The sequence below is a fragment of the Pseudomonas sp. MF6755 genome, assembly GCF_016405635.1.
Classification (GTDB): domain Bacteria; phylum Pseudomonadota; class Gammaproteobacteria; order Pseudomonadales; family Pseudomonadaceae; genus Aquipseudomonas; species Aquipseudomonas haemolytica.
The window spans coordinates 320,604-345,118 of sequence record NZ_JAEKDA010000003.1 but is presented as its reverse complement, the minus strand read 5'-3'; the positions used below and the strand labels follow the sequence as shown (position 1 = coordinate 345,118).

The following is a 24,515-nucleotide window of genomic DNA, read 5'->3' as shown; positions in this document are numbered from 1 at the left end:
TCTGTCCTGGGTTTGTTGTAATAACTGCTCCTGTTCTGGGTGTAGCACAGTTTTCCGGCATGGCAATATTTTGGTACATAGAGCGCAGCCCACGGAATACCTGGGCTGCGTGATGGCACATTGATTTCTGCTGCGACTGGCTCAGCCCAATTGGTGACGATAGGGCAGGTCCGGGCCGGTCTTGCCACAGGTCAATGCGGCAGCCCGAATCGCGAACCCCAGCATCGCGTCGATCTGCTCACGGCTCAGCTGTTGCAACCCTTGCACTGAGTCCAATTGTTGCTCTGTCAGCCAGGCAATCAGCGCGGCCTGGAAGGTATCGCCGGCGCCGACCGTATCGGCCATCACCACCTTGAGCGCAGGTTGCGTCCAGGTGCCGTGCTGGCGGCTGAACACCGAAGCGCCGTCGCCGCCACGGGTGAGGAACACCAGTTGGCAACGGTGTTGCAGCCAGCCGTGCAACACGCTTTCCGGCGATTGATCGGGGTAGAGCAGGTGCAGGTCTTCGTCGCTGACCTTGATCAGGTCGGCGTGCTGCGCCAGTTCCGCCACACGCGCTCGCCACAGCTGGATATCCGGCTGCGGGTTAAGGCGCACGTTGGGGTCGAGGCTGATCAGGCGCTTGCCGCTTTCGCGCTTGACCAGGTTCAGCAGGGTGTCACCAACCGGCTGTACCACCAGCGAGAACGAACCGATATGCAGCCCACGTACTTCATCGCCCAAGGGCGGCAGGTGCGCCAACGCTAATTGACGGTCTGCGCAACCTTCGCCACGGAAGCTGTATTGCGGTGAACCATTGGCACCGACGGCCACCATCGCCAGGGTGGTTGGCGCGTCGAACGCCACCAGGAAGCGTTCGCTGACGCCTTCGTCCTTGAGCACCTGCAGCAAGCGTCGGCCCAGGTAGTCATTGGAGATACCGGCGAAGAACCCGGACTCAATGCCCAGGCGGCGCAGCCCGACCGCCACGTTGAACGGCGAGCCACCGGCAATCGCCTTGTAATTGAGCTTGGCGGCCTGCCCGCAGGCATCCTCCTCGCTGAAAAAATCAAACAGCGCTTCACCACAAACCAGGTACATAGTCGTTCGCTCTTAAAGGGATGCCACGTGCTGTTGATAACGCTCATACGCCTGTTGATAGGCGCTGACACGCTCGGCCACCGGCAAGGTGCGGCTGGCCGTATCGATGCTCACGCACTTGTCGCACAGGCTGGCCAGGGATTCACCGCTCTGGCACCAGGCCGCCTGGATCGCCGCGCCCAAGGCGGCGGCTTCGCTCTGTTGGGTACAGACCACTTCGGTGTGCATGATGTCGGCGACCATCTGCCGCCACACCGGGCTTTTCGAGCCGCCGCCGATCAGGCGGATACTCTGGCTTTGCAGGCCGGTCTGGCGCAGCAGGTCGAGGCCATACCGCAGGCCGAACGTGGTGCCTTCGACCACGGCGCGGCACAGGTTGGCGCGGGTCAGGTTGGTCATGGTCAGGCCCTGCAGGCTGCCGGTGGCGTGGGGCAGGGCGGGCACGCGCTCACCGTTGAGAAACGGCAGCATGCTCACCCCATCGGCACCTATCGGCGCCTGCTCGACCAGGGCGTTGAACGCCTCCAGGTCCAGCTCGAATAGTTCGCGCATCACCCCGGTGGCGTTGGTCAGGTTCATGGTGCAGATCAGCGGCAGCCAACCGCCAGTCGATGAGCAAAAGGTTGCCACCGACGGCTGCGGACTGACGTTGGGCTGGTCAGCAAATGCATAGACGGTGCCCGATGAGCCCAGGCTCATGGTGATCACGCCAGGGGCAATATTGCCGGTGCCGATGGCGCCCATCATATTGTCGCCACCACCGCTGGACACCACGGCGTTGGGGTTGATGCCCAGGCGTTCGGCGATGGCCGGGAGGATGATGCCCACGGCTTGGTCGGCTTCGATCAACAGCGGCAGCGCGGCTTCCAGGCGGCCGCTGGGGTCGATGTGCTTAAGCAGCGCCACATCCCATGTGCGGCTGCGCACGTTGAAATAACCGGTGCCCGAGGCGTCGCCGTACTCGGCGCAGGCGCGGCCGGTGAGCCAGTGGTTGAGGTAATCGTGGGGCAGCAGGATATGGGCAATGCGCGCAAATACGTCCGGGTGCTGTTCGCGGGTCCAGAGCAACTTGGACACGGTGTAGCCCGGCGCGATCACCACGCCCAGGCGCTCCAGCGACCCGCTCTCGCCGCCCAGGTGGTGCAGCAGGCGGTCATTCTCGGGGGTGGTTTCGGTGTCGCACCACAACTTGGCCGGGCGCAACACTTGACCTTGCTCGTCCAGTAACACCAGGCCGTGTTGCTGGCCGGACACGCCGATACCGAGGATGTCCTGGCCATCCACGCCGGCCTGTTGCAGGGCGCGGTGGGTGGCTTCAGTGAAGGCGTCCAGCCATTCATGGGGGTGTTGCTCGCGGCGGCCATTGGCGCCGCTGATCAGCGTGTGCGCGGCGGCGCCCAGGCCCAGCACCTTGCCGCTGGACGCGTCGAGGACGATGGCCTTGGTGCCCTGGGTGCCGCAGTCGATGCCGAGGTAGAGGTTTTGCTGGGTCATGGTGGAGTGCTCAGCAGTGTTATTTTTCTGGATTGGTAATGCAGTCAAAATGTGGGAGGGGGCTTGCCCCCGATAGCAGTGGGTCAGTGAAGGATATTTGACTGATACACCGCCATCGGGAGCAAGCCCCCTCCCACATTGTTAATCCGGTTTCTTCAGGAGGTGCTTAAGGGTTTCGGTGACGCCTTTGTCGCGCAGGCTTGCATAGCACCGCTCGAACGCTGCCACGAACGCCGCGGATTTGGGAATGGCCGTACCAAAAATCTCCTCCACCCCGAGCAAGCGCTGGCTGATCAGCGCGTCATCCGTCACCAGCTCCCGGCAAAACTCGGCACGCGGATCCGGGATCTGGTAGCTCACCCCATTCTCATCCACACCCTTCAAATACAAGGCCCAGGCGGCAACAACCAACGCGGCACGCTCGGTCTCGCGCCCATCGGCAATCAGGCGATTGAGGGTCGGCACGGTGAACTTGGGAAACTTCGACGAGCCATCGGAACATACGCGCTCCAATTGGTCGGCAATCGCCTGGTTGGAAAAGCGCTCCACCAGGGTCTGTTTGTATGCCGTCAGGTCGATGCCCGGCACCGGTGCCAGGTTCGGGGTGACGTCCAGGTCCATATAGGCACGCATGTAGGCCACGAACAGCGGGTCATTCATGGTCTCGTGCACAAACCGATAACCCTTGAGAAACCCCAGGTAAGTGAGGGCCAGGTGGCTGCCATTGAGCAGGCCGATTTTCATCTCTTCGTAAGGCGTGACGTCAGCGGTGAACTGCACGCCGACCTTTTCCCAGGCCGGGCGGCCGTTGACGAACTTGTCTTCCAGCACCCACTGCACAAACGGCTCGCACACCACCGGCCAGGCATCGTCGATACCGTGCTCGTCATGCAGTTGCAGGCGATGTGCGGTGCTGGTCATCGGTGTGATGCGGTCGACCATAGCGTTCGGGAAGCTCACGTTGGCCTTGATCCAGTCATGCAGCTCGGCGTTGTGCAGGGCGGCGAAGGCCAGCAGTGCCTTGCGGGTGACGGCGCCGTTGTGCGGCAGGTTATCGCAGGACATCACCGTGAAGGCCGGAGTACCGGCAGCGCGGCGCTGGGTCAGCGCAGCGCAGATAAAGCCGAACACGGTTTTCGGTGCCGTCGGGTGCGCCAGGTCATGCTGGATCTGCGGCAGGTGGGCCATGAACTCGCCGTTGCTGTCGTCGATGCAGTAGCCGCCTTCAGTGATGGTCAGCGAGACAATGCGAATCTGTGGGCTGGCGAGTTTGTCGATCAGTGCCTGGGCACCATCTTCGGCCAGTAGCATATCGCTGATGGCGCCGATGACACGCACTTCGGTGTCGTCGGTGTCGCCCAGTTCATACAGGGTGAACAGGTAGTCCTGGCCGGCGAGGTCGTCGCGAGCCTTGCGGTCCTCGGCACGCAGGCCGACGCCGCAGATGCTCCAGTCCAGGCCCTCGCCGGTGTTCATCAAGGCATCGGTGTAATACGCCTGGTGGGCGCGGTGAAAACCGCCGACGCCAATGTGGGCGATGCCCTGGCGTGTGTCGGCAATCGCGTAGGCCGGGATTTTCACCTCCGGCGCCAGTTGCGTGAGGTTGTGTTTATTCAGTTTCATCTGGCAATACTCGCGGGATCAGGCGGCTGCGCGCAGTGGGCGGGCCACTGCTACGCCGTCGGTGTCGAACAGATGGCAGTGCGCCGGGTCCAGGTGCAGGTGCAGCGTCTCGCCGTACTGGCTGGCCATGTCGCCGCGAATCCGCATGGTCAGCGGCTCGCCATTGCTGGTGACAACATGGCAGAAGGTGTCGCTGCCCAGGCGCTCGCCAACGTCGGCGGTGACGGTCAAGGTGGTTTGCCCAGGCGAAGCGATTTCCAGGTGTTCCGGGCGAATGCCCAGGGTCACCGCGCTGCCCACGCTCAAGGTGGCACCGCTCAAGGGCAGGCTGATCAGGGTGCCGGCATCCAGTTGCACGTCGCAGCCTTGGCCTTCGACGCGGGTAACCTTGCCCTTGAGGAAACCCATCTTCGGCGTGCCAAGAAAGCCCGCGACAAACAGGTTGGCCGGCTGGTGGTACAACTCCAGCGGCGAGCCGACCTGTTCGATACGGCCACTGTTGAGCACTACCACCTTGTCGGCCAGGGTCATGGCTTCGACCTGGTCGTGGGTCACGTAGATCATGGTCGCTTGCAGTTCTTTATGCAGGCGCGCCAGTTCCAGGCGCATCTGCACGCGCAGGGCGGCGTCGAGGTTGGACAGCGGTTCGTCGAACAGGAAGATCTTCGGGTTGCGCACAATTGCCCGGCCAATGGCCACGCGCTGGCGCTGGCCGCCGGACAGTTGCTTGGGCTTGCGTTCCAGCAACGGGCCGAGCTCGAGGATGCGCGCCGCTTCGCTGACCTTGCTCTCCACCAGCTTCTTGTCGACACCGGCCAGGTCCAGGGCAAACGACATGTTCTTGCGCACGCTCATATGTGGGTACAGGGCGTAGGTCTGGAACACCATGGCCAGGTCACGCTTGGCCGGGGTCACTTCGGTGATGTCGCGGCCATCCAGCTCAATGGTGCCTTCGCTGACTTCTTCCAGGCCGGCGATCAGGCGCAGCAGGGTGGATTTACCGCAGCCCGACGGGCCGACAAACACCACGAATTCCTTGTCGTTCACTTCCAGGTCAATGCCCTTGATGATGGAGAAACCTTCGAAGCCTTTTTGCAGATTCTTGATTTTCAGGTTGGCCATGATGGGCCTCCGTTGTGCAATTTTTATAAGAGACCGTTACTTGACGGCGCCGAAGGACAAACCGCGCACCAGCTGTTTCTGGCTGATCCAGCCAAAGATCAGGATCGGCGCGCAGGCCAGGGTCGACACGGCAGACAACTTGGCCCAGAACAAGCCTTCGGGGCTTGAGTAGGAGGCGATCAGTGCGGTCAGCGGTGCGGCGCTCGACGAGGTCAGGTTCAGCGACCAGAACGCCTCGTTCCAGCACAGGATCAACGACAGCAGCACCGTGGAGGCCAGGCCACCCTTGGCAATCGGCAGCAGTACGCGGACCATTTCCTGCCACAGGGTGGCACCGTCCAGGCGCGCGGCTTCGAGGATGTCCTTGGGGATGTCCTTGAAGTAGGTGTAAACCATCCACACCACAATCGGCAGGTTGATCAGGGTGTAGATGATGATCAGCGCTATGCGTGTATCCAACAGGCCAAAGCTCTTGGCCAGCAGGTAGATCGGCATCAGCACGCCCACCGGCGGCAGCATCTTGGTGGACAGCATCCACAGCAGCGTGCCCTTGGTGCGCTTGGTTTCGTAGAACGCCATTGAGTAGGCGGCCGGCACCGAGATCAGCAGGCACAGGGCGGTGGCGCTGAACGAAATCACCACCGAGTTCCAGGCGTAGGCGAAGTAGTTGCTGCGTTCGTTGATGTGCAGGTAGTTCTCCAGCGTCGGCGTGAAGATGAACTGCGGCGGGGTGGCGAACGCGTCGATTTCAGTCTTGAAGCTGGTCAGCACCATCCAGAAAATCGGGAAGAAAATCAGGATTGCGATGGCCCAGGCCAACGTGCCGAGCAACAGGCTTTGCAGGCGGCGGGATTGTTGAAGCGTCATGGCGCGGCCCTCAAGGCTTGTCAGTCAGGTTTTTGCCGATCATCCGCACCAGGATGATCGCCGCGATATTGGCGATGACCACGGCAATCAAGCCGCCGGCCGAGGCCATGCCCACGTCGAACTGCACCAACGCCTGGTTGTAGATCAGGTAGGCGAGGTTGGTCGAGGCGTAGCCCGGGCCACCGTTGGTGGTGGTGAAGATCTCCGCGAACACCGAGAGCAGGAAGATGGTTTCGATCATCACCACCACGGCAATCGGGCGGGCCAGGTGGGGCAGGGTCAGGTGCCAGAAGATCGCAATGGCACCGGCACCGTCCAGGCGTGCGGCTTCTTTTTGTTCCTGGTCCAGGGACTGCATGGCAGTCATCAGCAGCAGGATCGCGAAGGGCAGCCATTGCCACGAGACAATGATGATGATCGACAGCAGCGGGTAATGCGCCAGCCAGTCCACCGGCTCGGCACCGAAGAACTTCCACACGGCGGCGAGAATCCCCGACACCGGGTGGAAAATCAGGTTCTTCCAGATCAGTGCGCCGACGGTGGGCATGATGAAAAATGGCGAAATCAGCATCACCCGTACGATGCCGCGCCCCAGGAATTCACTGGCCTCCAGCAGGGCACTGATCAACACGCCGAATACCACGCTGATCAGCAATACGCTGCCCACCAGCAACAGGGTATTGGCGGCGCCGGGCAGGAAGCCTGAATCGGTGATGAAGTAAGTGAAGTTCTCCAGCCCCACGAATTGGTTTTCGCCGGGGTAGAGCAGGTTGTAGCGGATCAGCGAAAAGTACAGGGTCATGCCCAGCGGCACGATCATCCACAGCAGCAACAAAGCCACCGAGGGGCTGACGAGGAACCAGCCAGGGTTGGCCAGGCGGTTTTTGGCGGGTGTATTCATTAGGATCAAGACCAGTCGGATACGAATCGGAGCGCGGTCAATGTAGGGAGGGCTTGCTCCCGATAGCGGTGTATCAGCCACACAGTCATCAACTGGTAGATAGCTATCGGGAGCAAGCCCCCTCCCACCTTTGACGGTGGTGAGGCAGGGGTTATTTGGGGTAACCGGCCCGCTTCATTTCACGCTCGGTGGTGGTCTGCGCGGCGGTCAATGCGGCATCGACCGTCTGCTGGCCGGTCAAAGCGCCGGAGAAGAACTTGCCGACCTGGGTACCAATCGCCTGGAACTCAGGAATGGTCACCAACTGGATACCGATATACGGCACCGGTTTCTCGGTGGGCTTGGTCGGGTCCGCCACTTTCAGCGATTCCAGGGTCACCTTGGCGAACGGTGCGGCCTTTATGTACTCGTCGCTGTAGGTGGATTTACGCGTACCGGGCGGCACATTGGCGATGCCATCGGTTTTGGCCACAAGCTGGCCGTATTCCTTGGAAGTCGCCCAACTGGTGAACACCTTGGCGGCGTCCTTGGCCTTGGAACTGGTCGGGATCGCCAGGGACCAGGAATACAACCACGAAGTGCCCTTGTCGGTCTTCTCGTGCGGCGCGAAGGTGAAGCCGACATGCTCGGACACCTTGCTCTGGCTCTTGTCGGTAACAAACGAACCGGCCACGCTGGCATCCACCCAGATCGCGCACTTGCCGCTGTTGAACAGCGCGAGGTTTTCGTTGAAACCGTTACTGGAAGCACCCGGCGGGCCGGATTTCTTCATGTTGTCGACGTAGAAGTTCAGCGCCTCCTTCCACTCGGGACCGTTGAATTGCGGCTGCCACTTCTCATCGAACCAGCGCGCACCGTAGCCGTTGGCCAGGGTGGTGATCAGCGCCATGTTCTCACCCCAACCGGCTTTGCCGCGCAGGCACAGGCCGTATTGCTCTTTGGATTTGTCGGTGAGCTTGGCCGCGTATTCGCCGATCTGGGTCCAGGTCGGGTGCTCGGGCATGCTCAGCCCGGCGTCCTTGAACAGGTCGGTGCGGTAATAGGTGATGGAGCTTTCGGCATAGAACGGCAGGGCGTACAGCGAGCCCTTGACCGACAAACCGTCACGCACCGAAGGGAACACATCGTCGAGGTCGTAGGACGCCGGCAAATCTTTCATCGGCTCCAGCCACCCCTTGGCGCCCCAGAGTGCGGCTTCGTACATGCCGATGGTCAACACATCGAACTGCCCGCCCTGGGTGGCGATGTCGGTAGTCAGGCGTTGGCGCAGTACGTTTTCTTCAAGCACCACCCAATTGAGCTTGATGTCCGGGTGCTCGGCCTCGAAGGTTTTCGAGAGCTTCTGCATGCGGATCATGTCGCTGTTGTTGACGGTGGCAATGGTCAGGGTTTGCGCGCCAAGGCTGAAGGCGCTGAGGGTCATACACGTAGAGGCAAGCAGAGCTTTTGCTGTGAACTTCATCGCGCACTCCATTTCCGCGCCCAGGGGGCTACGGAATGACAGTTATTGTTGTTGTGTCTTCCTACAGGTAGCCAGGAAGAGTGTGCGTTGATTACAGCCTTGAATCGGGGGTTGTGACAAATCCTTGGGCGCACTTGCACTGATACTTTTTTGCACTCTTCTTGAAAGTGGCTGAAACGATTTCAAGCGAGGTTCTGCTCAGTAAGCCGCTGCACGGCCAAGCGCCGGTAGTGGGAAGGGGTCATGCCTTTAAGCTGCTGAAAACGCCGGTTGAAGTTGGAAATGTTGTTGAAGCCCGATTCAAAACACACATCCGTCACGGCCTTATCGCCATCGGCCAGCAACTCGCAGGACTTGCTGATGCGCAGGCGATTGACGAATTCAATAAAGGTGCGCCCGGTGGCCTGCTTGAATACCCGGGAAAAGTATGTCGGCTTCATGCCCAGGTATTGCGCGACTTCCTCCAGCGGCAACTCCCGGGCGTAGTGGGCAAAGATGTAGTCCACTGCGCGGTTGGTGCGGTCGATGCTGTGTTCGTCGGCGAGTTGTGGCGTGGTCACGCCGGACAGCAGTTGGTAGTCCTCGCAGGCGCTCAACACCTCCAGCAGGATAAAGAAGTGCCCCAGGCGTGCCATGCCTCGGGCGTCTTCGATGCGTTGCATCAGGGTCATGGCCTGGGCGATGGTCTTTTTGCAGCGGAATTCGATGCCGTACTGCGCGCGCTCCAGCAACGGTGCCAGGCTCTTGAGTTCGGCAAACGTGTGGCTGCCTTGCTCGAACAACTCATCGGTAAAGTTCACCAGCATGTCGCGCTTGGGCACCACTTCGTCTTCCTCCACCTGGCTGATCCAGTTGTGGGGCAGGTTGGGGCCGGTGAGGAACAGGCTTTCGGGGTAGAAGTTGCCGATGTAATCGCCGATAAACACCTTGCCCGAGCTGGCGACGATCAGGTGCAGCTCGTATTCCTTGTGGAAATGCCAGCGGACCAGCGGGCAGGGGAAGCCATGCTGGCGATAGATGATGGACAGACCGTTGTGATCATCCATCAGCTCGTAGGAAGGGTCGGTTATGCGCGTTGCTCGGGTCATGCTGCCGTCGCTTTATTGTGATTGCTGCGTAGGATAATGCCCCCTCGCGCACGACCTCGCCAGCACCGGGGTTTATACGTTGCGGTTTTTTGCCTCGATCCACTGGGACATGTATTGCGTACTTTTATGCGCGTGATGGCGCAGCATGCTGCCGGTGAAGTTATCCCGGCGATGGGCGGCGAGGTTGCGGCGGCACTGCTCCAGGCATTCCACCAGTGCTGGCCCGTGAAGGTTCTGGTCATAGCGCCGGGCCAGGAGCTGGCGCCCGTGTTCCTGGGCCTGGGTCCAGCGCTCGCGGTCCTGGTAGAGGGCGACGGCAGCGGCGGCCAGGGCCGGGGCATTGTGTTCGATCACACCGGGCCAGGGCTGGTCATCACCCATGGCCTCGGCACCGATGGGCGTGGTGACACTGGGCGTGCCGCACAGCATTGCATCGACCAACTTGCCCTTGATCCCCGCGCCAAAGCGCAGCGGCGCCAGGCAGATGCGCGCCGCCGTCATCACTTGCAGCGCATCTTCGGCCCAGTTCATCACATGAAAACCCTGGGCCGGGTTGTGCAGGGCGGTGGCCTTGGGCGGGGTGTAGGCCCCGTAGATATGCAACTGGGCGCCCGGCAGTTGCTGGCGGATCAGCGGCCACAGGCTGTTTTTCATCCATAGCACCGCATCCCAGTTGGGTGCGTGGCGGAAGTTGCCGATGCTGAGGAAGTGCGCACGGTCTTCAAAGGGCGCAAAAGCGCTGGTGGGCGGCTGCAACATCAGCGGGCACCCATGCAGCAGGGCGGCGGGCACCTTGAATTGTTCGGTGAGCAGGCGGATTTCCACGTCGGAGATCATCAGGCTGATGTCACAGCGGTAAATCGCGGCGATTTCGCGCTTGGCCAGGTCGGTGTCGGCCATGCGTTGGAATTCTTCCTCCAGCGACGGCGCGAATAGCGCGCTGAAGTCGTCGCTGTCAGGCCGGGCTTTCAGATGCTCCTTGAAACGCTGATGGCGTGCGTCTCGCAGGCTTTGCAGGTCGGAGGTCTCCAACACGCGCAGGGCGTCGGGGCAGCATTTCTCGACGCGCCAGCCGAATTGCTCTTCCATCATGAAACGGTCGAACAGCACGATATCCGGGGCCAGTTCGCGGATAAAGTCGTCGAAGCTGCTGTTATTCAGTTCAATGGCGCATTCCGCGATCCCGAGCGCGGGCAAGTCAGCCTTGTGCTCGCCGATGGTGGCAGGGCTGCTGAACGTAATGTCCCAACCTTGCGTAAGAAAACTCTCGAGAATTTGCATCATGTGCCCGCCTGCGGCTGAGGAGCGGGGTTCCGGCCAGACGTAACCAATGACCAAGACTTTGGTGGCGGGCTGATTCATCGACAACGGTTTCCTTGAAGGGCAGGCGAAAAACGCGCAATTAAACCACAACCAAGTGGCGTGACAATTTGTGTCTGGCGGTAGGTAGCCACCGTACTTTGTGGTTAACTTCGGCCTCTCGAATTCGTTTAACCAAAACCCAGCATAAGGATTCTGTTCATGGCTCAAGTCACCCTTAAAGGCAACCCAGTCCAGGTTGAAGGCGAATTGCCGAAAGTCGGCGCCAAAGCCGCAGACTTCACCCTGACCGCCGGCGACCTGTCCAACGCCACCCTGGCCACGTTTGCCGGCAAGCGCAAAGTGCTGAACATCTTCCCAAGCGTTGATACCCCAACCTGCGCGACTTCGGTGCGCAAGTTCAACGCCCAGGCCAACGATGTAGCCAACACCGTGGTGCTGTGCATCTCCACCGACCTGCCATTCGCTCAGGCGCGTTTCTGCGGCTCCGAAGGCCTGGAAAACGTGAAGAACCTGTCGGATTTCCGTGATTCGGATTTCGCCGTTGACTACGGTGTGGCGATTGCCGACGGCCCGCTCAAAGGCCTGACCGCTCGCGCTGTCGTGGTGCTGGACGAAAACGACAACGTGCTGCATAGCGAACTGGTCAAGGAAATCGCCGAAGAACCCAACTACGAAGCAGCCCTGGCTGTTCTGAAGTAACTTTTTCTGCGCATGACTGTCGTGTGGCAGTAACACGCGTGATGCATGCTTGCGGCCTGGCCTAGTCCAGGCCGTTTTTATTTGAGCGTCAGCGGCTTAGGCAGATAGCGCAGCCCCTAAGGTCAGAAGTTAAAAGTTGTAAGTCCAAGGTAAATAGCCGGTAAAGGTGCTTTTCTTAACGCCCCCCAGTGCTTATCTTTCAGCCTCCCAAAGTAGAAGCTCTCGCGCCCAATGGTTGATCACTCCATGCAATCCTCCCCCCGCAACTCTCGCCGCTGGCTGTTTGGCCTGCTTGTGCTGTTGGTTATCGCCGGCCTGTGCTGGAAATTCTGGCCCAGCGGCGCGGCCCATAAAGATGCCCCGGCCGGGCACACCGGTAAAACCGGCATGGCGCGCCCGGGCTTCGGCGGTTCCACCGGCCCGGTACCGGTGCGTGTGGCGCCAGCGGTGTCGGGTGAGTTCCCGGTGTACTACAAGGCTCTGGGCACGGTTACCGCGCTCAACACTATTAATGTGCGCAGCCGGGTGGGCGGTGAGCTGATGAAGATCGCCTTCGAAGAAGGGCAGATGGTCAAGGCCGGCGACCTGCTGGCGGAAATCGACCCGCGCAGCTACCAGAACGCCTTGCTCCAGGCCCAGGGCACGTTGCTACAGAACCAGGCCCAACTGAAAAACGCCCAGGTCGACGTCGAGCGTTATCGCGGCCTGTACGCCCAGGACAGTATCGCCAAACAAACCCTGGACACCGCCGAAGCGCTGGTCTTGCAGTATCAGGGCACGGTCAAGACCAACCAGGGCGCGGTGGACGACGCCAAGCTCAACCTCGAATTCACCAAGATCCGCGCGCCGATCAGCGGCCGCGTCGGCTTGCGCCAGCTCGACGTCGGCAACCTGGTCGCCGCCAACGACACCACCGCCCTGGCGGTGATCACCCAGACCCAGCCGATCAGCGTGGCTTTCACCCTGCCGGAAAATACCCTGGAAACCGTGCTGGCCCGTTACCACGCAGGCAACAAGCTGCCCGTAGAAGCCTGGGACCGCGGCGACGCGAAAAAGCAGGCCGTCGGCGTGCTGCAGAGCCTGGACAACCAGATCGACGTCACTACCGGCACCCTGAAATTCAAGGCGCGCTTCGATAACAAAGACCAGGCGCTGTTCCCCAACCAGTTTGTCAATGTGCACTTGCTCGCCGACACGCTGCATAACGTGGTGCTGGCACCGTCCGCAGCGATCCAGTTCGGCAATAACGGCACCTTTGTCTACAAGCTCGAGGGTGACAACAAGGTCAAGGTCCAGCCTTTGGTGGTCGGTGACACCGATGGCGACAACACCGTGATCAAGGAGGGCCTGGTCGCAGGCGACCGTGTGGTGCTGGAAGGCACTGACCGCCTCAAGGACGGCAGCGAAATCGAAGTGGTCAACGCCAGCAGCGAAGTGCCGACCACGCCAACCGAACACCTGCAAGGCAAGCCTGCGGCAAAAGGGGAGACCGGCGCTGACGCCGGCAAGGCGCAAAAGGTCGGTTCATGAACCTGTCACGCCTGTTTATCCTTCGCCCGGTCGCCACCACGCTGAGCATGCTGGCCATTGTCCTGGCCGGGATCATCTCGTATCGCTTGTTACCGGTGTCGGCCTTGCCCCAGGTAGATTACCCGACCATCCGGGTGATGACCCTGTACCCCGGCGCCAGCCCCGATGTGATGACTAGCGCGGTCACCGCACCCCTTGAGCGCCAGTTCGGGCAAATGCCCGGGCTGACCCAGATGGCGTCCACCAGTTCCGGCGGCGCGTCGGTGCTGACCCTGCGTTTCAACCTCGACATCAATATGGATGTCGCCGAACAACAGGTGCAGGCCGCGATCAACGCCGCCACCAACCTGTTGCCCAAGGATTTGCCGGCGCCGCCGGTGTACAACAAGGTCAACCCGGCGGATACCCCGGTGCTGACCCTGGCGATTACCTCCAAGACCATGCTGTTGCCCAAGCTCAATGACCTGGTCGACACGCGCATGGCGCAGAAAATCGCGCAGATCAGCGGCGTCGGCATGGTCAGCATCGCCGGTGGCCAGCGCCAGGCCGTGCGCATCAAGGTCAACCCCGAGGCCCTGGCGGCCAATGGCTTGAACCTGTCGGACGTGCGCACCCTGATCGCCGCCTCCAACGTCAACCAGCCCAAGGGCAACTTCGACGGCCCCACCCGCGTGTCGATGCTCGATGCCAACGACCAGTTGGTCTCGCCCGAGCAATATGCCGAACTGATCCTCGCCTACAACAATGGCGCACCGCTGCGCCTCAAGGATGTGGCGCAGATCGTCGACGGCGCCGAAAACGAACGCCTCGCCGCCTGGGCCAATGAAAACCAGGCCGTGCTGCTCAATATCCAGCGCCAGCCGGGCGCCAACGTGATCGAGGTGGTTGACCGCATCAAGGCGCTGCTGCCGAGTATCACCGACAACCTGCCGGCCGGCCTCGACGTGACCGTGCTCACCGACCGCACCCAGACCATCCGCGCCTCGGTGAAGGACGTGCAGCACGAACTGCTGATCGCTATTGCCCTGGTGGTGATGGTGACGTTCCTGTTCCTGCGCCGGGTCAGCGCCACGATCATTCCGTCCATCGCCGTGCCGCTGTCCCTGGTGGGCACCTTTGGCGTGATGTACCTGGCGGGGTTCTCCATCAATAACCTGACGCTGATGGCCCTGACCATCGCCACCGGGTTCGTGGTGGATGACGCCATTGTCATGCTGGAGAACATCTCCCGTTATATCGAAGAGGGCGAGACGCCGATGGCGGCCGCGCTCAAGGGCGCCAGGCAGATTGGCTTTACCCTGGTGTCCCTGACCCTGTCGCTGATCGCGGTGTTGATCCCGCTGCTGTTCATGGCCGATGTGGTCGGGCGGCTGTTCCGCGAGTTTGCCATTACCCTGGCGGTGGCGATCCTGATTTCCCTGGTGGTGTCCCTGACCCTGACGCCGATGATGTGCGCGCGCCTGCTCAAGCGTGAACCCAAGGAAGAAGAACAGGGGCGTTTCTACAAGGCCAGCGGTGCCTGGATCGATTGGCTGATCGAAGCCTACGGGCGCAAGTTGCAGTGGGTTCTCAGGCACCAGCCGCTGACCCTGCTGGTGGCCATCGCCACCCTGGGCCTCACGGTGGTGTTGTACCTGGTGGTGCCCAAGGGCTTTTTCCCGGTGCAGGACACTGGGGTGATCCAGGGGATTTCCGAGGCGCCGCAGTCGATTTCCTTTGCGGCCATGAGCCAGCGCCAGCAAGAGCTGGCGAAGATCATCCTGGCTGATCCAGCGGTGCAAAGCCTGTCGTCCTATATTGGCGTGGATGGCGATAATGCCACGCTCAACAGCGGCCGCTTGCTGATCAACCTCAAGCCCCATGGCCAGCGCGATCTGAGCGCAGCTCAGGTGATTACGCGCCTGCAACCTGAAATCGACAAGTTGGTGGGCATCCGCCTGTTCATGCAGCCGGTGCAGGACCTCACCATCGAAGACCGTGTCAGCCGTACCCAGTACCAGTTCAGCATGTCGTCCCCGGACGCCGAATTACTGGCGCTGTGGAGCGGCAAGCTGGTGCACGCCCTCAGCCAATTGCCGGAACTCACCGACGTCGCCAGCGACCTGCAGGACAAGGGCCTGCAGGTGTACCTGGTAATCGACCGCGACGCGGCCTCGCGCCTGGGCGTGAGTGTCTCGACCATCACCGACGCGCTGTATGACGCTTTCGGCCAGCGGCAGATTTCCACCATCTACACCCAGGCCAGCCAATACCGCGTGGTATTGCAGGCCCAGTCCGGCGAAACCCTCGGCCCGGCCGCCCTCAACCAGATCCATGTGAAGACCACCGACGGCGGCCAGGTACGGCTGTCGAGCCTGGCGCATGTGGAGCAGCGCCAGGCGCAATTGGCGATTGCCCATATCGGCCAGTTCCCGGCGGTGATGATGTCGTTCAACCTGGCCCCCGGCGTTGCCCTGGGCAAAGGCGTGGAGCTGATCAACCAGACCCAGAAGGACATCGGCATGCCGGTGGGCGTGCAAACCCAGTTCCAGGGCGCGGCCCAGGCGTTCGAGGCTTCGCTGTCGAGCACCTTGCTGCTGATCCTGGCGGCGGTGGTCACCATGTACATCGTGCTTGGCGTGCTCTACGAGAGCTATATCCACCCGATCACCATCCTCTCGACCTTGCCGTCGGCGGCGGTGGGGGCCTTGCTCGCGTTGCTGCTCAGCGGCAATGACCTGGGCATGATCGCGATCATCGGCATCATCCTGCTGATCGGTATCGTGAAAAAGAACGCGATCATGATGATCGACTTCGCCCTCGACGCTGAGCGCAACCAGGGCCTGGACCCGCAAACGGCGATCTACCAGGCGGCGCTGTTGCGCTTCCGACCGATCCTGATGACCACCCTGGCCGCGTTGTTCGGCGCGGTGCCGCTGATGCTCGCCACCGGCTCCGGTGCGGAGCTGCGCCAGCCGCTGGGTTTGGTGATGGTGGGCGGTTTGCTGGTGAGCCAGGTGTTGACGCTGTTCACCACGCCGGTGATCTACCTGTATTTCGACCGTCTTGGCCGGCGCTGGCGCAAAGAGCCGCAACGCCTGGAGCCGGTTGAGCCATGAACCTGTCCGGACCTTTCATTCGCCGGCCGGTAGCCACCATGCTGCTGAGCCTGGCGATCATGTTGCTCGGTGGCGTCAGCTTCAACCTGTTGCCGGTGTCACCGCTGCCGCAGATCGACTTTCCGGTGATCGTCGTGTCGGCCAGCTTGCCCGGCGCCAGCCCCGAGGTGATGGCGTCTACCGTCGCCACGCCGCTGGAGCGCTCGTTCGGCGCGATTGCCGGCATCACCACCATGAGCAGTTCGTCGAGCCAGGGCTCCACGCGGGTGATCCTCGCGTTTGATTCCGACCGCGATATCAACGGCGCGGCGCGGGAAGTGCAGGCAGCCATCAATGCTTCGCGCAACCTGCTGCCCAGCGGCATGCGCAGCATGCCCACCTACAAGAAGATCAACCCGTCCCAGGCACCGATCATGGTGCTGGCGCTGACCTCCGACGTGCTGCAGAAAGGCCAGCTGTACGACCTGGCCTCGACCATTCTGTCCCAGAGCCTATCCCAGGTGCCGGGTGTGGGCGAAGTGCAGATCGGCGGCAGCTCCTTGCCGGCGGTGCGCATCGAGCTGGAGCCCAAGGCTCTCGACCAGTACGGCGTAGCCCTGGACGATGTGCGCAACACTATCGCCAACGCCAACCAGCGTCGGCCCAAGGGTTCGCTGGAAGACGGCGAGCGCAACTGGCAGATCCAGGCCAACGACCAACTGGAAAAAGCCAAGGACTATGAGCCGTTGTTGATCCGCTACCAGGACGGCGCGGCCCTGCGCCTGGGGGATGTGGCGAAGATCACGGATGGCGTGGAAGACCGCTACAACAGCGGTTTCTTCAACAATGAATCGGCGGTGCTGCTGGTGATCAACCGCCAGTCCGGCGCCAACATCATCGAGACGGTCAGGCAGATCAAGGCCCAGTTGCCGGCGTTGCAGGCGGTGCTGCCGTCCAGCGTCAAGCTCAGCCTGGCGATGGACCGTTCACCGGTGATCACCGCGACCCTGCATGAAGCGGAAATGACCTTGCTGATTGCCGTGGGCCTGGTAATCCTGGTGGTGTACCTGTTCCTGGGCAACTTCCGCGCGTCGCTGATCCCGACCCTGGCGGTGCCGGTGTCGCTGGTGGGCACCTTCGCGGTGATGTACCTGTACGGTTTTTCGCTGAACAACTTTTCGTTGATGGCTCTGATCCTGGCCACCGGGCTGGTGGTGGACGATGCCATCGTGGTGCTGGAGAACATTTCCCGGCACATCGACGACGGCGTGCCGCCGATGAAGGCCGCGTACCTGGGCGCCCAGGAAGTCGGCTTCACCTTGCTGTCGATGAACGTTTCGCTGGTGGCAGTGTTTCTGTCCATCCTGTTTATGGGCGGGATTGTCACCAACCTGTTCCGTGAGTTTTCCATCACCTTGTCAGCGGCGATCATCGTCTCGCTGATCGTCTCGCTGACCCTGACGCCGATGCTCTGCGCCCGCTGGCTCAAGCCCCATGACAAAAACAGGCAGACCGGCTTGCAACGCTGGAGCCAGAAGATCAACGACCGTATGGTCGCCGGCTACGCCACCAGCCTGGACTGGGTGTTGCGCCATCGGCGCCTGACCTTGCTCAGCCTGTTGCTGACCATCGGCTTGAACGTGGCGTTGTACGTGGTGGTGCCAAAAACCTTCATGCCGCAGCAGGACACCGGCCAGTTGATCGGTTTTGTGCGCGGCGACGATGGCCTGTCGTTCAGCGTGATGCAGCCGAAGATGGAAATCTTCCGCCAGGCGGTGCTCAAGGACCCGGCGGTGCTCAGTGTGGCCGGCTTTATCGGCGGCAACCAAGGCACTAACAACGCGGTGATGCTGGTGCGCCTCAAGCCGATCAGCGAACGCAAGATCTCTGCCCAGGCGGTGATCGAACGGCTGCGCAAGGACGTGCCGCTGGTACCGGGCGGTCGGCTGTTTCTGATGGCCGACCAGGACCTGCAGTTTGGTGGCAGCCGCGACGCAACCAGCGCGCAGTACTCCTACATCCTGCAAAGCGGTGATTTGGCCGCGTTGCGCCTGTGGTACCCGAAAGTCGTCGCGGCCTTGCGTGAGTTGCCGGAACTGACCGCCATCGACGCCCGCGAAGGCCGCGGTGCAGCCCAGGTCACGCTGATCGTCGACCGTGATCAGGCCAAGCGCCTGGGTATCGATATGGACATGGTCACTTCGGTGCTCAACAACGCCTACAGCCAGCGGCAGATTTCCACCATTTACGACAGCCTCAATCAGTACCAGGTGGTGATGGAGGTCAACCCCAAATATGCCCAGGACCCGATCACCCTCAACCAGATGCAGGTGATCACCGCCGATGGCGCGCGGGTGCCGTTGTCGACCATTGCCCATTATGAAAACAGCCTGGCAGACGACCGCGTCAGCCATGAAGGCCAGTTCGCCTCAGAAGACATCGCCTTCGACATGGCACCTGGCGTCACGGTGGAGCAGGGCACCGCAGCCATCGAGCGAGCGATCGCCAAGGTGGGCTTGCCCGAAGATGTGATCGCCAAGATGGCCGGCACCGCCGATGCCTTTGCGGCCACGCAGAAGGGCCAGCCGTTCATGATCCTTGGCGCATTGGTCGCGGTGTACCTGGTGCTTGGCATCTTGTATGAAAGCTATATCCATCCGCTGACGATCCTTTCCACGCTGCCCTCGGCCGGGGTTGGCGCCATGCTTGCGATCTACCTGACGGGGGGCGAGTTCAGCCTGATCTCTCTGCTGGGCCTGTTCCTGCTGATCGGGGTGGTGAAGAAGAACGCGATCCTGATGATCGACCTGGCCTTGCAGCTGGAGCGTAACGATGGCATGGGGCCTCTGGAATCGATCCGCAGTGCCTGCCTGTTGCGTCTGCGGCCGATTTTGATGACCACCCTGGCCGCGATCCTCGGCGCCTTGCCCTTGCTGCTCGGCACTGGCGATGGCGCGGAAATGCGTCATCCCCTGGGCCTGACCATCATCGGCGGCCTGATTTTCAGCCAGGTCCTGACCCTTTACACCACCCCGGTGGTTTACCTTTATCTCGACCGCGCACGCCATCGCTTCAATGCCTGGCGCGGCGTGCGTACCGATGCTGCCCTGGACACTGCGCTATGACCGATGCAACTAACGTCGCTGCGACCCCTGTAGGAGCGAGCTTGCTTGCGAAGAACGCCCATACGCCGCATTCATCCAGAAGGAACGCGTTATCGTTGACGGCCTTCGCGAGCAAGCTCGCTCCTACAGTGGGCCTGGCCATGTTGCTCAGCGCTTGCGCCATCGGCCCTGACTACCAGCGCCCGGAGGTCATCGAGCCGGTGCAGTTCAAGGAAGCCCAGGGCTGGCGTCAGGCCAATCCCAGTGACTCTTTGGCCCGTGGCGCCTGGTGGGAGCTGTATGGCGACCGCCAATTGAATGACCTGGTGGTGCGCCTCAACACGTCCAACCAGACCGTCGCCCAGGCCGAAGCGCGTTTTCGCCAGGCCCAGGCCCTGGTGCGTAGTTCACGCGGGGCGTTTTACCCCAGCGTCGACCTGAGCGTCGGCAAAACCCGCGCCAGCCAGGGCACCGGCAGCAGCAGTGCCAGCCTCAGCAGCTCCAGCAGCGGTATTCGCGACACCCTCAATGCGCAGTTGGGTGTGAGCTGGGAAGCCGATATCTGGGGCAAGTTACGCCGTGGCCTGGAGGCGAACGAAGCCAGTGCCGAAGCCAGTTCGGCCGACCTGGCCGCAATGCGCCTGAGCCAGCAGTCGGAACTGGTGCAAAGCTACCTGCAACTGCGGGTCATGGATGAGCAGACGCGCCTGTTGCAGGCCACGCTGGACACCTACCAGCGCTCGTTGAAAATGACCGAAAACCAATACCGCGCCGGTGTGGCCGGTAAGGACGCCATCGCTCAGGCGCAAACCCAGCTCAAGACCACCCAGGCCAGCCTGATCGATCTGATCTGGCAGCGTGCCCAGCTGGAAAACGCCATCGCGGTATTGATCGGTGAAGCCCCGGCCAACTTCAATCTGGCCGTCAGCAAAGAGATCCCGGCGCTGCCGCAGATTCCGGTGAGCCTGCCGTCGCAATTGCTCGAGCGTCGCCCCGATATCGCCTCGGCCGAACGTTCGGTGATCGCCGCCAACGCCAATATCGGCGTCGCCAAGGCGGCCTACTACCCGGACCTCAGCCTGAGCATGCAGGGCGGCTATTCCAGTAGCACCTATGAGGATTGGATCAGCCTGCCTAACCGCTTTTGGTCGGTAGGGCCGAAACTGGCGATGACCCTGTTTGATGGCGGCCAGCGCTCGGCGGAAGTTGATCGCACCGTGGCCAGCTATGACGAGACCGTGGCCAAGTACCGCCAGACGGTGCTGGATGGGTTCCGCGAAGTGGAAAACTACATGGTCCAGCTCAAGGTATTGGCGGACGAAGCGGTGGTGAGCAATGAAGCACTGGAGTCAGCGCGGGAGTCGTTGCGCCTGACCGAGAACCAGTACAAGGCGGGGTTGATTGCCTACCTGGACGTGGTCACTGTGCAGGCAACGGCCTTGAGTAACGAACGCACGGTGTTGACCTTGTTGCAGTCGCGGTTGGTGGCGAGTGTGCAGCTGATTGCGGCGCTGGGGGGAGGCTGGGACGGTCAGACTTCTCTGGCTGAGAAGGAGTGACATGCACATCCTGTGGCAGGAGCAAGCCCTGACAGTCAGTTAAGAGCATGCTCCCTCGCCACAGTTACAGTGTCCTTTTTAACTGACTGGCATCAGGGTTTGCCCCTCCCACATGTTGATCTCCATGGCGGTTAAAAAACAGCTCATGAAGCCATCCGATTGACGCCAAAAACCCACTGATGGCCTTCTGATAATTAATCAACTGCCCCTGATTTTTTCTCGCTACAATCGCCCGCTTTGCCACCCTGGCACGGGCTTTTACGCCTGGTAGCCTGCGAGAAGTCCCATGCTGATCGGTAGTTACTCCACCTCCCTTGTCGTGATTTCCCTGTGCGTCGCCATCCTCGCGTCCTATACCGCGTTGGACTTGGCCGGGCGCATTGCTACGGCCAAGGGGCGTGCGGTTTATCTATGGATCAGCGGCGGCGCATTGGCGATGGGCGTGGGCGTCTGGTCCATGCACTTTATCGGCATGTTGGCCCTGCGCCTGCCGTTCGCACTTGGGTTTGACCTGGGCATCACTGCGCTGTCGCTGTTGATCGCGGTGTTATCCAGTGGCTTCGCCTTATGGCTGGTCAGTCAGCCACGCCTGCCGGCCTGGCAACTGGCATTCGGTGCGCTGGTGATGGGCGCGGGCATTGCCAGCATGCATTACACCGGCATGGCCGCCATGCGCATGACCCCGGGCATAGACTACGACCCTGCCTTGTTCGGCGCCTCGTTATTGATTGCGGTAGTGGCTTGCGGCGCGGCGCTGTGGATCGCCTTCAACCTGCGCCGCAACACGCCTTACGTGCGTCTGGCGCGGGGCGGGGCGGCAGTGGTGATGGGCGTGGCCATCGTCGGCATGCACTACACCGGGATGGCCGCGGCGCGCTTTGCCGATGACAGCTTTTGCGGTGCTGCACTGACAGGCCTGAGTGGCAAGGGCCTGGATAATCTGGTTTTGGTGACCTCGATGGCGGTACTGGTCATCGCACTGTTGACCTCCTTGCTCGACGCTCGCCTGGACGCGCGCACCGCTGTGCTTGCTGATTCCTTGACCCTGGCCAACCAGGAGCTGACCCACCTGGCCCTGCATGACATGCTCACCGGCCTGCCCAACCGCACGTTGCTGGCTGATCGCATTCAGCAAGCCATCCAGGCGGTGAACGAGCGGGGCGGATGCTTTGCCCTGATGTTTATCGACCTGGATGGCTTCAAACCGGTCAACGATGCCTTTGGTCATCACATGGGCGACCAGTTGCTGCGCGAGGTCGGTCTGCGTCTGCGCGAAGACTTGCGCAGCCAGGACACCCTGGCCCGTATCGGCGGCGACGAGTTTGTGTTGCTGGTGCAGCTGACTCAGCCGGACGATGCCATGGGCTTGGCCGAGCGTCAGGTCGGCCTGATCAACCGCACCTTCCAGGTGGCTGAGCATGAGCTGAAAATCTCCGCCAGCATTGGTATCGCCATGTTCCCGGGCAATGGCAGCACCCCCCAGGACCTGTTGATGAACGCCGACGCGGCGATGTACCACGCCAAAGGCATGGGCAAGAACGGCTACGGTTTCTTCGATGTGTCGATGAACACCAACGCACGCAAACAATTGCAGCTGTTGCAGGACCTGCGCAATGCCCTTGAGTACGGGCAGTTTCGCTTGTATTACCAACCCAAGTTCGATGCCGTCAGCGGTATTGCGGTGGGCGCCGAGGCGTTGCTGCGCTGGGAGCATCCGCAGCAGGGCTTGCTGCTGCCGGCCACGTTTATTGCACTGGCGGAGAAAACCGGGCTGATCATTCCCATCGGCGAATGGGTACTCAATGAAGCCTGCCGCCAGATGAGCCTGTGGTACGCCCAGGGCTATGAAAACTGGCGCATTGCCGTAAACCTGTCGGCGTTGCAGTTTTGCCATGCAGGGTTGGTCAACAGCGTAGCGGCCGCCTTGGAGCGTCACCAATTACCGGCCAACAGCCTGACCCTGGAAATCACCGAAACCACCGCCATGAGCGATGCCGACGCGAGCATGACGGTATTGCAGCAGCTCTCGGACATGGGCGTGGACCTGTCCATCGATGACTTTGGCACCGGCTACTCCAGCCTGATGTACCTCAAGCGCCTGCCGGCCAACGAGCTGAAGATCGACCGCGGTTTTGTCCGCGATCTGGAGCACGACAGCGACGACGCCGCCATCGTTTCAGCCATTGTGGCCCTCGGTCAGGCCTTGGGTTTGCGGATTGTGGCCGAAGGTGTGGAAACCGATGCGCAGCAGAATTTCCTCACCCGCCTGGGGTGCGACTCCCTTCAGGGTTACCTGCTCGGCCACCCACTTCCTGCTGATCAATTCATCGCCGATATTCGAAAGGCGACGGATTGAGCGGTGTTCTGCGCGCCATCTGTCTTGCCAGTACCTGTTAACTCCGACAGTAGCCACCGCGTGTTCCGGGGCCTAGATTAGGCCTCTACGCTAACAGCGCGAGCGCCTAAGTGATGAACGCGAATCTTGCTGGTGAGTTTAAAGACACTGGGTCAATGCTTGAGTCTCGATACTTTCATTGTGCGGTGACTACAGAGCTGGGTGTTTTAGTGATTGCGGGGGCCAGTGGTAGTGAACTTTACAATCCTCTGTCGGGAGAGTGGTCTGCGCGAGCCCTGATGCCGGTGGCTCGCAATACGTGTGGTGCGGTGCTTCTGCCGTCCGGTGTGGTCTTGGTTGCTGGCGGCAATGATGCCGTCAACGCGCTCAGAGATACTCAGTTGTACGACGTTGTAGCGGACTGCTGGAGAGCGGCGGCCCCGTTGCATACGCCCCGTTTCAGCCACACCACAACCTTGCTTGAATCAGGAAGGGTGTTAGTCGTCGGCGGAAATAACCTGGGGCCTGCAGGTGGGCAGGTACAGGACAGCGTTGAGCTATATGACCCGATTGGCGACCTCTGGCACCGTCAGGGCTGGCTTCCCGTTGACGCCATGAACCACACGGCCACGCTATTGCCGGACACGAACGTTTTGGTGGTCGGCGGCTTCTCCGGCAGGCAAAACGCGGCGTTGGCCAATGCCTTCATTTATGACGCTGCGACCGGGCAGTGGGCTGCAGTTCGGCCAATGCCCTGGTCACTGATGCAGCATACCGCTACCTTGCTGCTCGATGGTCGGGTGTTGGTGGCCGGTGGTGCGAGCGAGCCTTTCGGTCCGGCGCAAAGTCGCGCCTGCATTTATGATCCGACGTCAGACAGCTGGGAGCTGTCTGAAATGTGCGTTCCCCGTAAGGGCCACAGCGCGACACGGTTGGCGACAGGCCAGGTGCTGGTGGTCGGTGACAGTGCTATGTCCAGCCCTGGAAACGCCCGGACCGCGGAGTTGTATGATCCTCTGTCCGGTCAGTGGGCACTGACTGCGCAAATGCCGTATGGGCGTTTCGGGCATAGTGCGTCGTGCCTGCCTACAGGGGAGGTGTTGGTGGCGGGCGGGGCACGGCCGGTTTCCCACCCGGCTCCGGTCTCCTCGACAGAGATTTATACGCTCGCGCAGGCCAACTGCCAGCGCGGCTGACCTGGGTCGGTGTAAAACCTTCCCATTGAAGGTATTCTTGGATCCAACCCTAAAC

At 61.4% G+C, this 24,515-nt stretch carries 16 protein-coding genes; 7 read left to right on the top strand and 9 right to left on the bottom strand.

The window, feature by feature from the left end; genetic code table 11:
* Positions 1–141 precede the first annotated feature (141 nt).
* The 9 genes from JFT66_RS05605 to JFT66_RS05565 all read right to left on the bottom strand — a co-directional run bounded on the left by JFT66_RS05605 (position 142) and on the right by JFT66_RS05565 (position 10,999).
* A complete protein-coding gene (locus JFT66_RS05605; RefSeq protein WP_153839933.1) occupies positions 142–1,080 on the bottom strand; it encodes a carbohydrate kinase family protein in 939 nt (312 codons plus the stop codon).
* 12 nt (positions 1,081–1,092) lie between these two features.
* Entirely contained in the window at positions 1,093–2,574 is a 1,482-nt protein-coding gene (gene xylB, locus JFT66_RS05600) for a xylulokinase (protein WP_034119397.1), read from the bottom strand.
* Positions 2,575–2,715: 141 nt separating this feature from the next.
* Positions 2,716–4,197 carry a mannitol dehydrogenase family protein gene (locus JFT66_RS05595; RefSeq protein WP_198858937.1) on the bottom strand — a complete coding sequence of 494 codons (1,482 nt, stop codon included), beginning with the start codon at positions 4,195–4,197 and terminating at the stop codon, positions 2,716–2,718.
* 18 nt (positions 4,198–4,215) lie between these two features.
* Complete coding sequence (locus JFT66_RS05590) at positions 4,216–5,319, bottom strand: ABC transporter ATP-binding protein (RefSeq protein ID WP_034119399.1); 1,104 nt, start codon at positions 5,317–5,319, stop codon at positions 4,216–4,218.
* Between the two features lie 36 nt (positions 5,320–5,355).
* On the bottom strand, positions 5,356–6,186 hold the full coding sequence (locus tag JFT66_RS05585; RefSeq protein WP_153839931.1) for a carbohydrate ABC transporter permease: 831 nt from the start codon (positions 6,184–6,186) through the stop codon (positions 5,356–5,358).
* Positions 6,187–6,196: 10 nt separating this feature from the next.
* Positions 6,197–7,087 carry a carbohydrate ABC transporter permease gene (locus JFT66_RS05580; RefSeq protein ID WP_198858936.1) on the bottom strand — a complete coding sequence of 297 codons (891 nt, stop codon included), beginning with the start codon at positions 7,085–7,087 and terminating at the stop codon, positions 6,197–6,199.
* A 151-nt stretch (positions 7,088–7,238) separates the two neighbouring features.
* Positions 7,239–8,549 (bottom strand): ABC transporter substrate-binding protein, encoded by a 1,311-nt coding sequence (locus JFT66_RS05575; protein WP_034119402.1) that lies wholly within the window; start codon positions 8,547–8,549, stop codon positions 7,239–7,241.
* Positions 8,550–8,731: 182 nt separating this feature from the next.
* Positions 8,732–9,637, bottom strand: coding sequence for an AraC family transcriptional regulator (locus JFT66_RS05570; RefSeq protein ID WP_034119403.1), 906 nt, complete (start codon positions 9,635–9,637; stop codon positions 8,732–8,734).
* Between the two features lie 72 nt (positions 9,638–9,709).
* Complete coding sequence (locus JFT66_RS05565; RefSeq protein ID WP_198858935.1) at positions 9,710–10,999, bottom strand: glycosyltransferase; 1,290 nt, start codon at positions 10,997–10,999, stop codon at positions 9,710–9,712.
* A gap of 159 nt (positions 11,000–11,158) precedes the next feature.
* Here JFT66_RS05565 and tpx point away from each other — a divergent pair, with 159 nt between their 5' ends.
* The 7 genes from tpx (at position 11,159) to JFT66_RS05530 (ending at position 24,460) form a co-directional block, all read left to right on the top strand.
* The gene (gene tpx, locus JFT66_RS05560) at positions 11,159–11,659 is read left to right on the top strand and encodes a thiol peroxidase (protein ID WP_034119405.1); all 501 of its coding nucleotides are present in this window, start codon (positions 11,159–11,161) and stop codon (positions 11,657–11,659) included.
* A gap of 231 nt (positions 11,660–11,890) precedes the next feature.
* Positions 11,891–13,189: an MdtA/MuxA family multidrug efflux RND transporter periplasmic adaptor subunit gene (locus tag JFT66_RS05555; protein WP_034119406.1), complete on the top strand. Its 1,299-nt coding sequence runs from the start codon at positions 11,891–11,893 to the stop codon at positions 13,187–13,189.
* Entirely contained in the window at positions 13,186–16,287 is a 3,102-nt protein-coding gene (locus JFT66_RS05550) for an MdtB/MuxB family multidrug efflux RND transporter permease subunit (protein WP_198858934.1), read from the top strand. The genes JFT66_RS05555 and JFT66_RS05550 overlap by 4 nt, the downstream gene beginning before the upstream one ends.
* Positions 16,284–19,391: an efflux RND transporter permease subunit gene (locus JFT66_RS05545; protein ID WP_034119408.1), complete on the top strand. Its 3,108-nt coding sequence runs from the start codon at positions 16,284–16,286 to the stop codon at positions 19,389–19,391. Before JFT66_RS05550 ends, JFT66_RS05545 begins: the two co-directional genes overlap by 4 nt.
* 140 nt (positions 19,392–19,531) lie before the next feature.
* Positions 19,532–20,929: an efflux transporter outer membrane subunit gene (locus JFT66_RS05540; RefSeq protein ID WP_034119463.1), complete on the top strand. Its 1,398-nt coding sequence runs from the start codon at positions 19,532–19,534 to the stop codon at positions 20,927–20,929.
* Positions 20,930–21,215: 286 nt separating this feature from the next.
* Positions 21,216–23,285 (top strand): putative bifunctional diguanylate cyclase/phosphodiesterase, encoded by a 2,070-nt coding sequence (locus JFT66_RS05535; protein WP_153872094.1) that lies wholly within the window; start codon positions 21,216–21,218, stop codon positions 23,283–23,285.
* Between the two features lie 113 nt (positions 23,286–23,398).
* Positions 23,399–24,460, top strand: coding sequence for a Kelch repeat-containing protein (locus JFT66_RS05530; protein ID WP_198858933.1), 1,062 nt, complete (start codon positions 23,399–23,401; stop codon positions 24,458–24,460).
* Positions 24,461–24,515: the final 55 nt, after the last annotated feature.

Excerpts from the sequence above, each read along its gene's own strand:
- JFT66_RS05545 (WP_034119408.1), top strand. The coding sequence starts at position 16,284 with ATGAACCTGTCCGGACCTTTCATTCGCCGGCCGGTAGCCACCATGCTG.
- JFT66_RS05540 (WP_034119463.1), top strand. The coding sequence starts at position 19,532 with ATGTTGCTCAGCGCTTGCGCCATCGGCCCTGACTACCAGCGCCCGGAG.
- JFT66_RS05555 (WP_034119406.1), top strand. The coding sequence starts at position 11,891 with ATGGTTGATCACTCCATGCAATCCTCCCCCCGCAACTCTCGCCGCTGG.
- JFT66_RS05530 (WP_198858933.1), top strand. The coding sequence starts at position 23,399 with ATGAACGCGAATCTTGCTGGTGAGTTTAAAGACACTGGGTCAATGCTT.
- tpx (WP_034119405.1), top strand. The coding sequence starts at position 11,159 with ATGGCTCAAGTCACCCTTAAAGGCAACCCAGTCCAGGTTGAAGGCGAA.
- JFT66_RS05590 (WP_034119399.1), bottom strand. The coding sequence starts at position 5,319 with ATGGCCAACCTGAAAATCAAGAATCTGCAAAAAGGCTTCGAAGGTTTC.
- JFT66_RS05595 (WP_198858937.1), bottom strand. The coding sequence starts at position 4,197 with ATGAAACTGAATAAACACAACCTCACGCAACTGGCGCCGGAGGTGAAA.
- JFT66_RS05605 (WP_153839933.1), bottom strand. The coding sequence starts at position 1,080 with ATGTACCTGGTTTGTGGTGAAGCGCTGTTTGATTTTTTCAGCGAGGAG.
- JFT66_RS05585 (WP_153839931.1), bottom strand. The coding sequence starts at position 6,186 with ATGACGCTTCAACAATCCCGCCGCCTGCAAAGCCTGTTGCTCGGCACG.
- JFT66_RS05580 (WP_198858936.1), bottom strand. The coding sequence starts at position 7,087 with ATGAATACACCCGCCAAAAACCGCCTGGCCAACCCTGGCTGGTTCCTC.
- JFT66_RS05535 (WP_153872094.1), top strand. The coding sequence starts at position 21,216 with ATGCTGATCGGTAGTTACTCCACCTCCCTTGTCGTGATTTCCCTGTGC.
- JFT66_RS05575 (WP_034119402.1), bottom strand. The coding sequence starts at position 8,549 with ATGAAGTTCACAGCAAAAGCTCTGCTTGCCTCTACGTGTATGACCCTC.
- JFT66_RS05570 (WP_034119403.1), bottom strand. The coding sequence starts at position 9,637 with ATGACCCGAGCAACGCGCATAACCGACCCTTCCTACGAGCTGATGGAT.
- xylB (WP_034119397.1), bottom strand. The coding sequence starts at position 2,574 with ATGACCCAGCAAAACCTCTACCTCGGCATCGACTGCGGCACCCAGGGC.
- JFT66_RS05565 (WP_198858935.1), bottom strand. The coding sequence starts at position 10,999 with ATGAATCAGCCCGCCACCAAAGTCTTGGTCATTGGTTACGTCTGGCCG.
- JFT66_RS05550 (WP_198858934.1), top strand. The coding sequence starts at position 13,186 with ATGAACCTGTCACGCCTGTTTATCCTTCGCCCGGTCGCCACCACGCTG.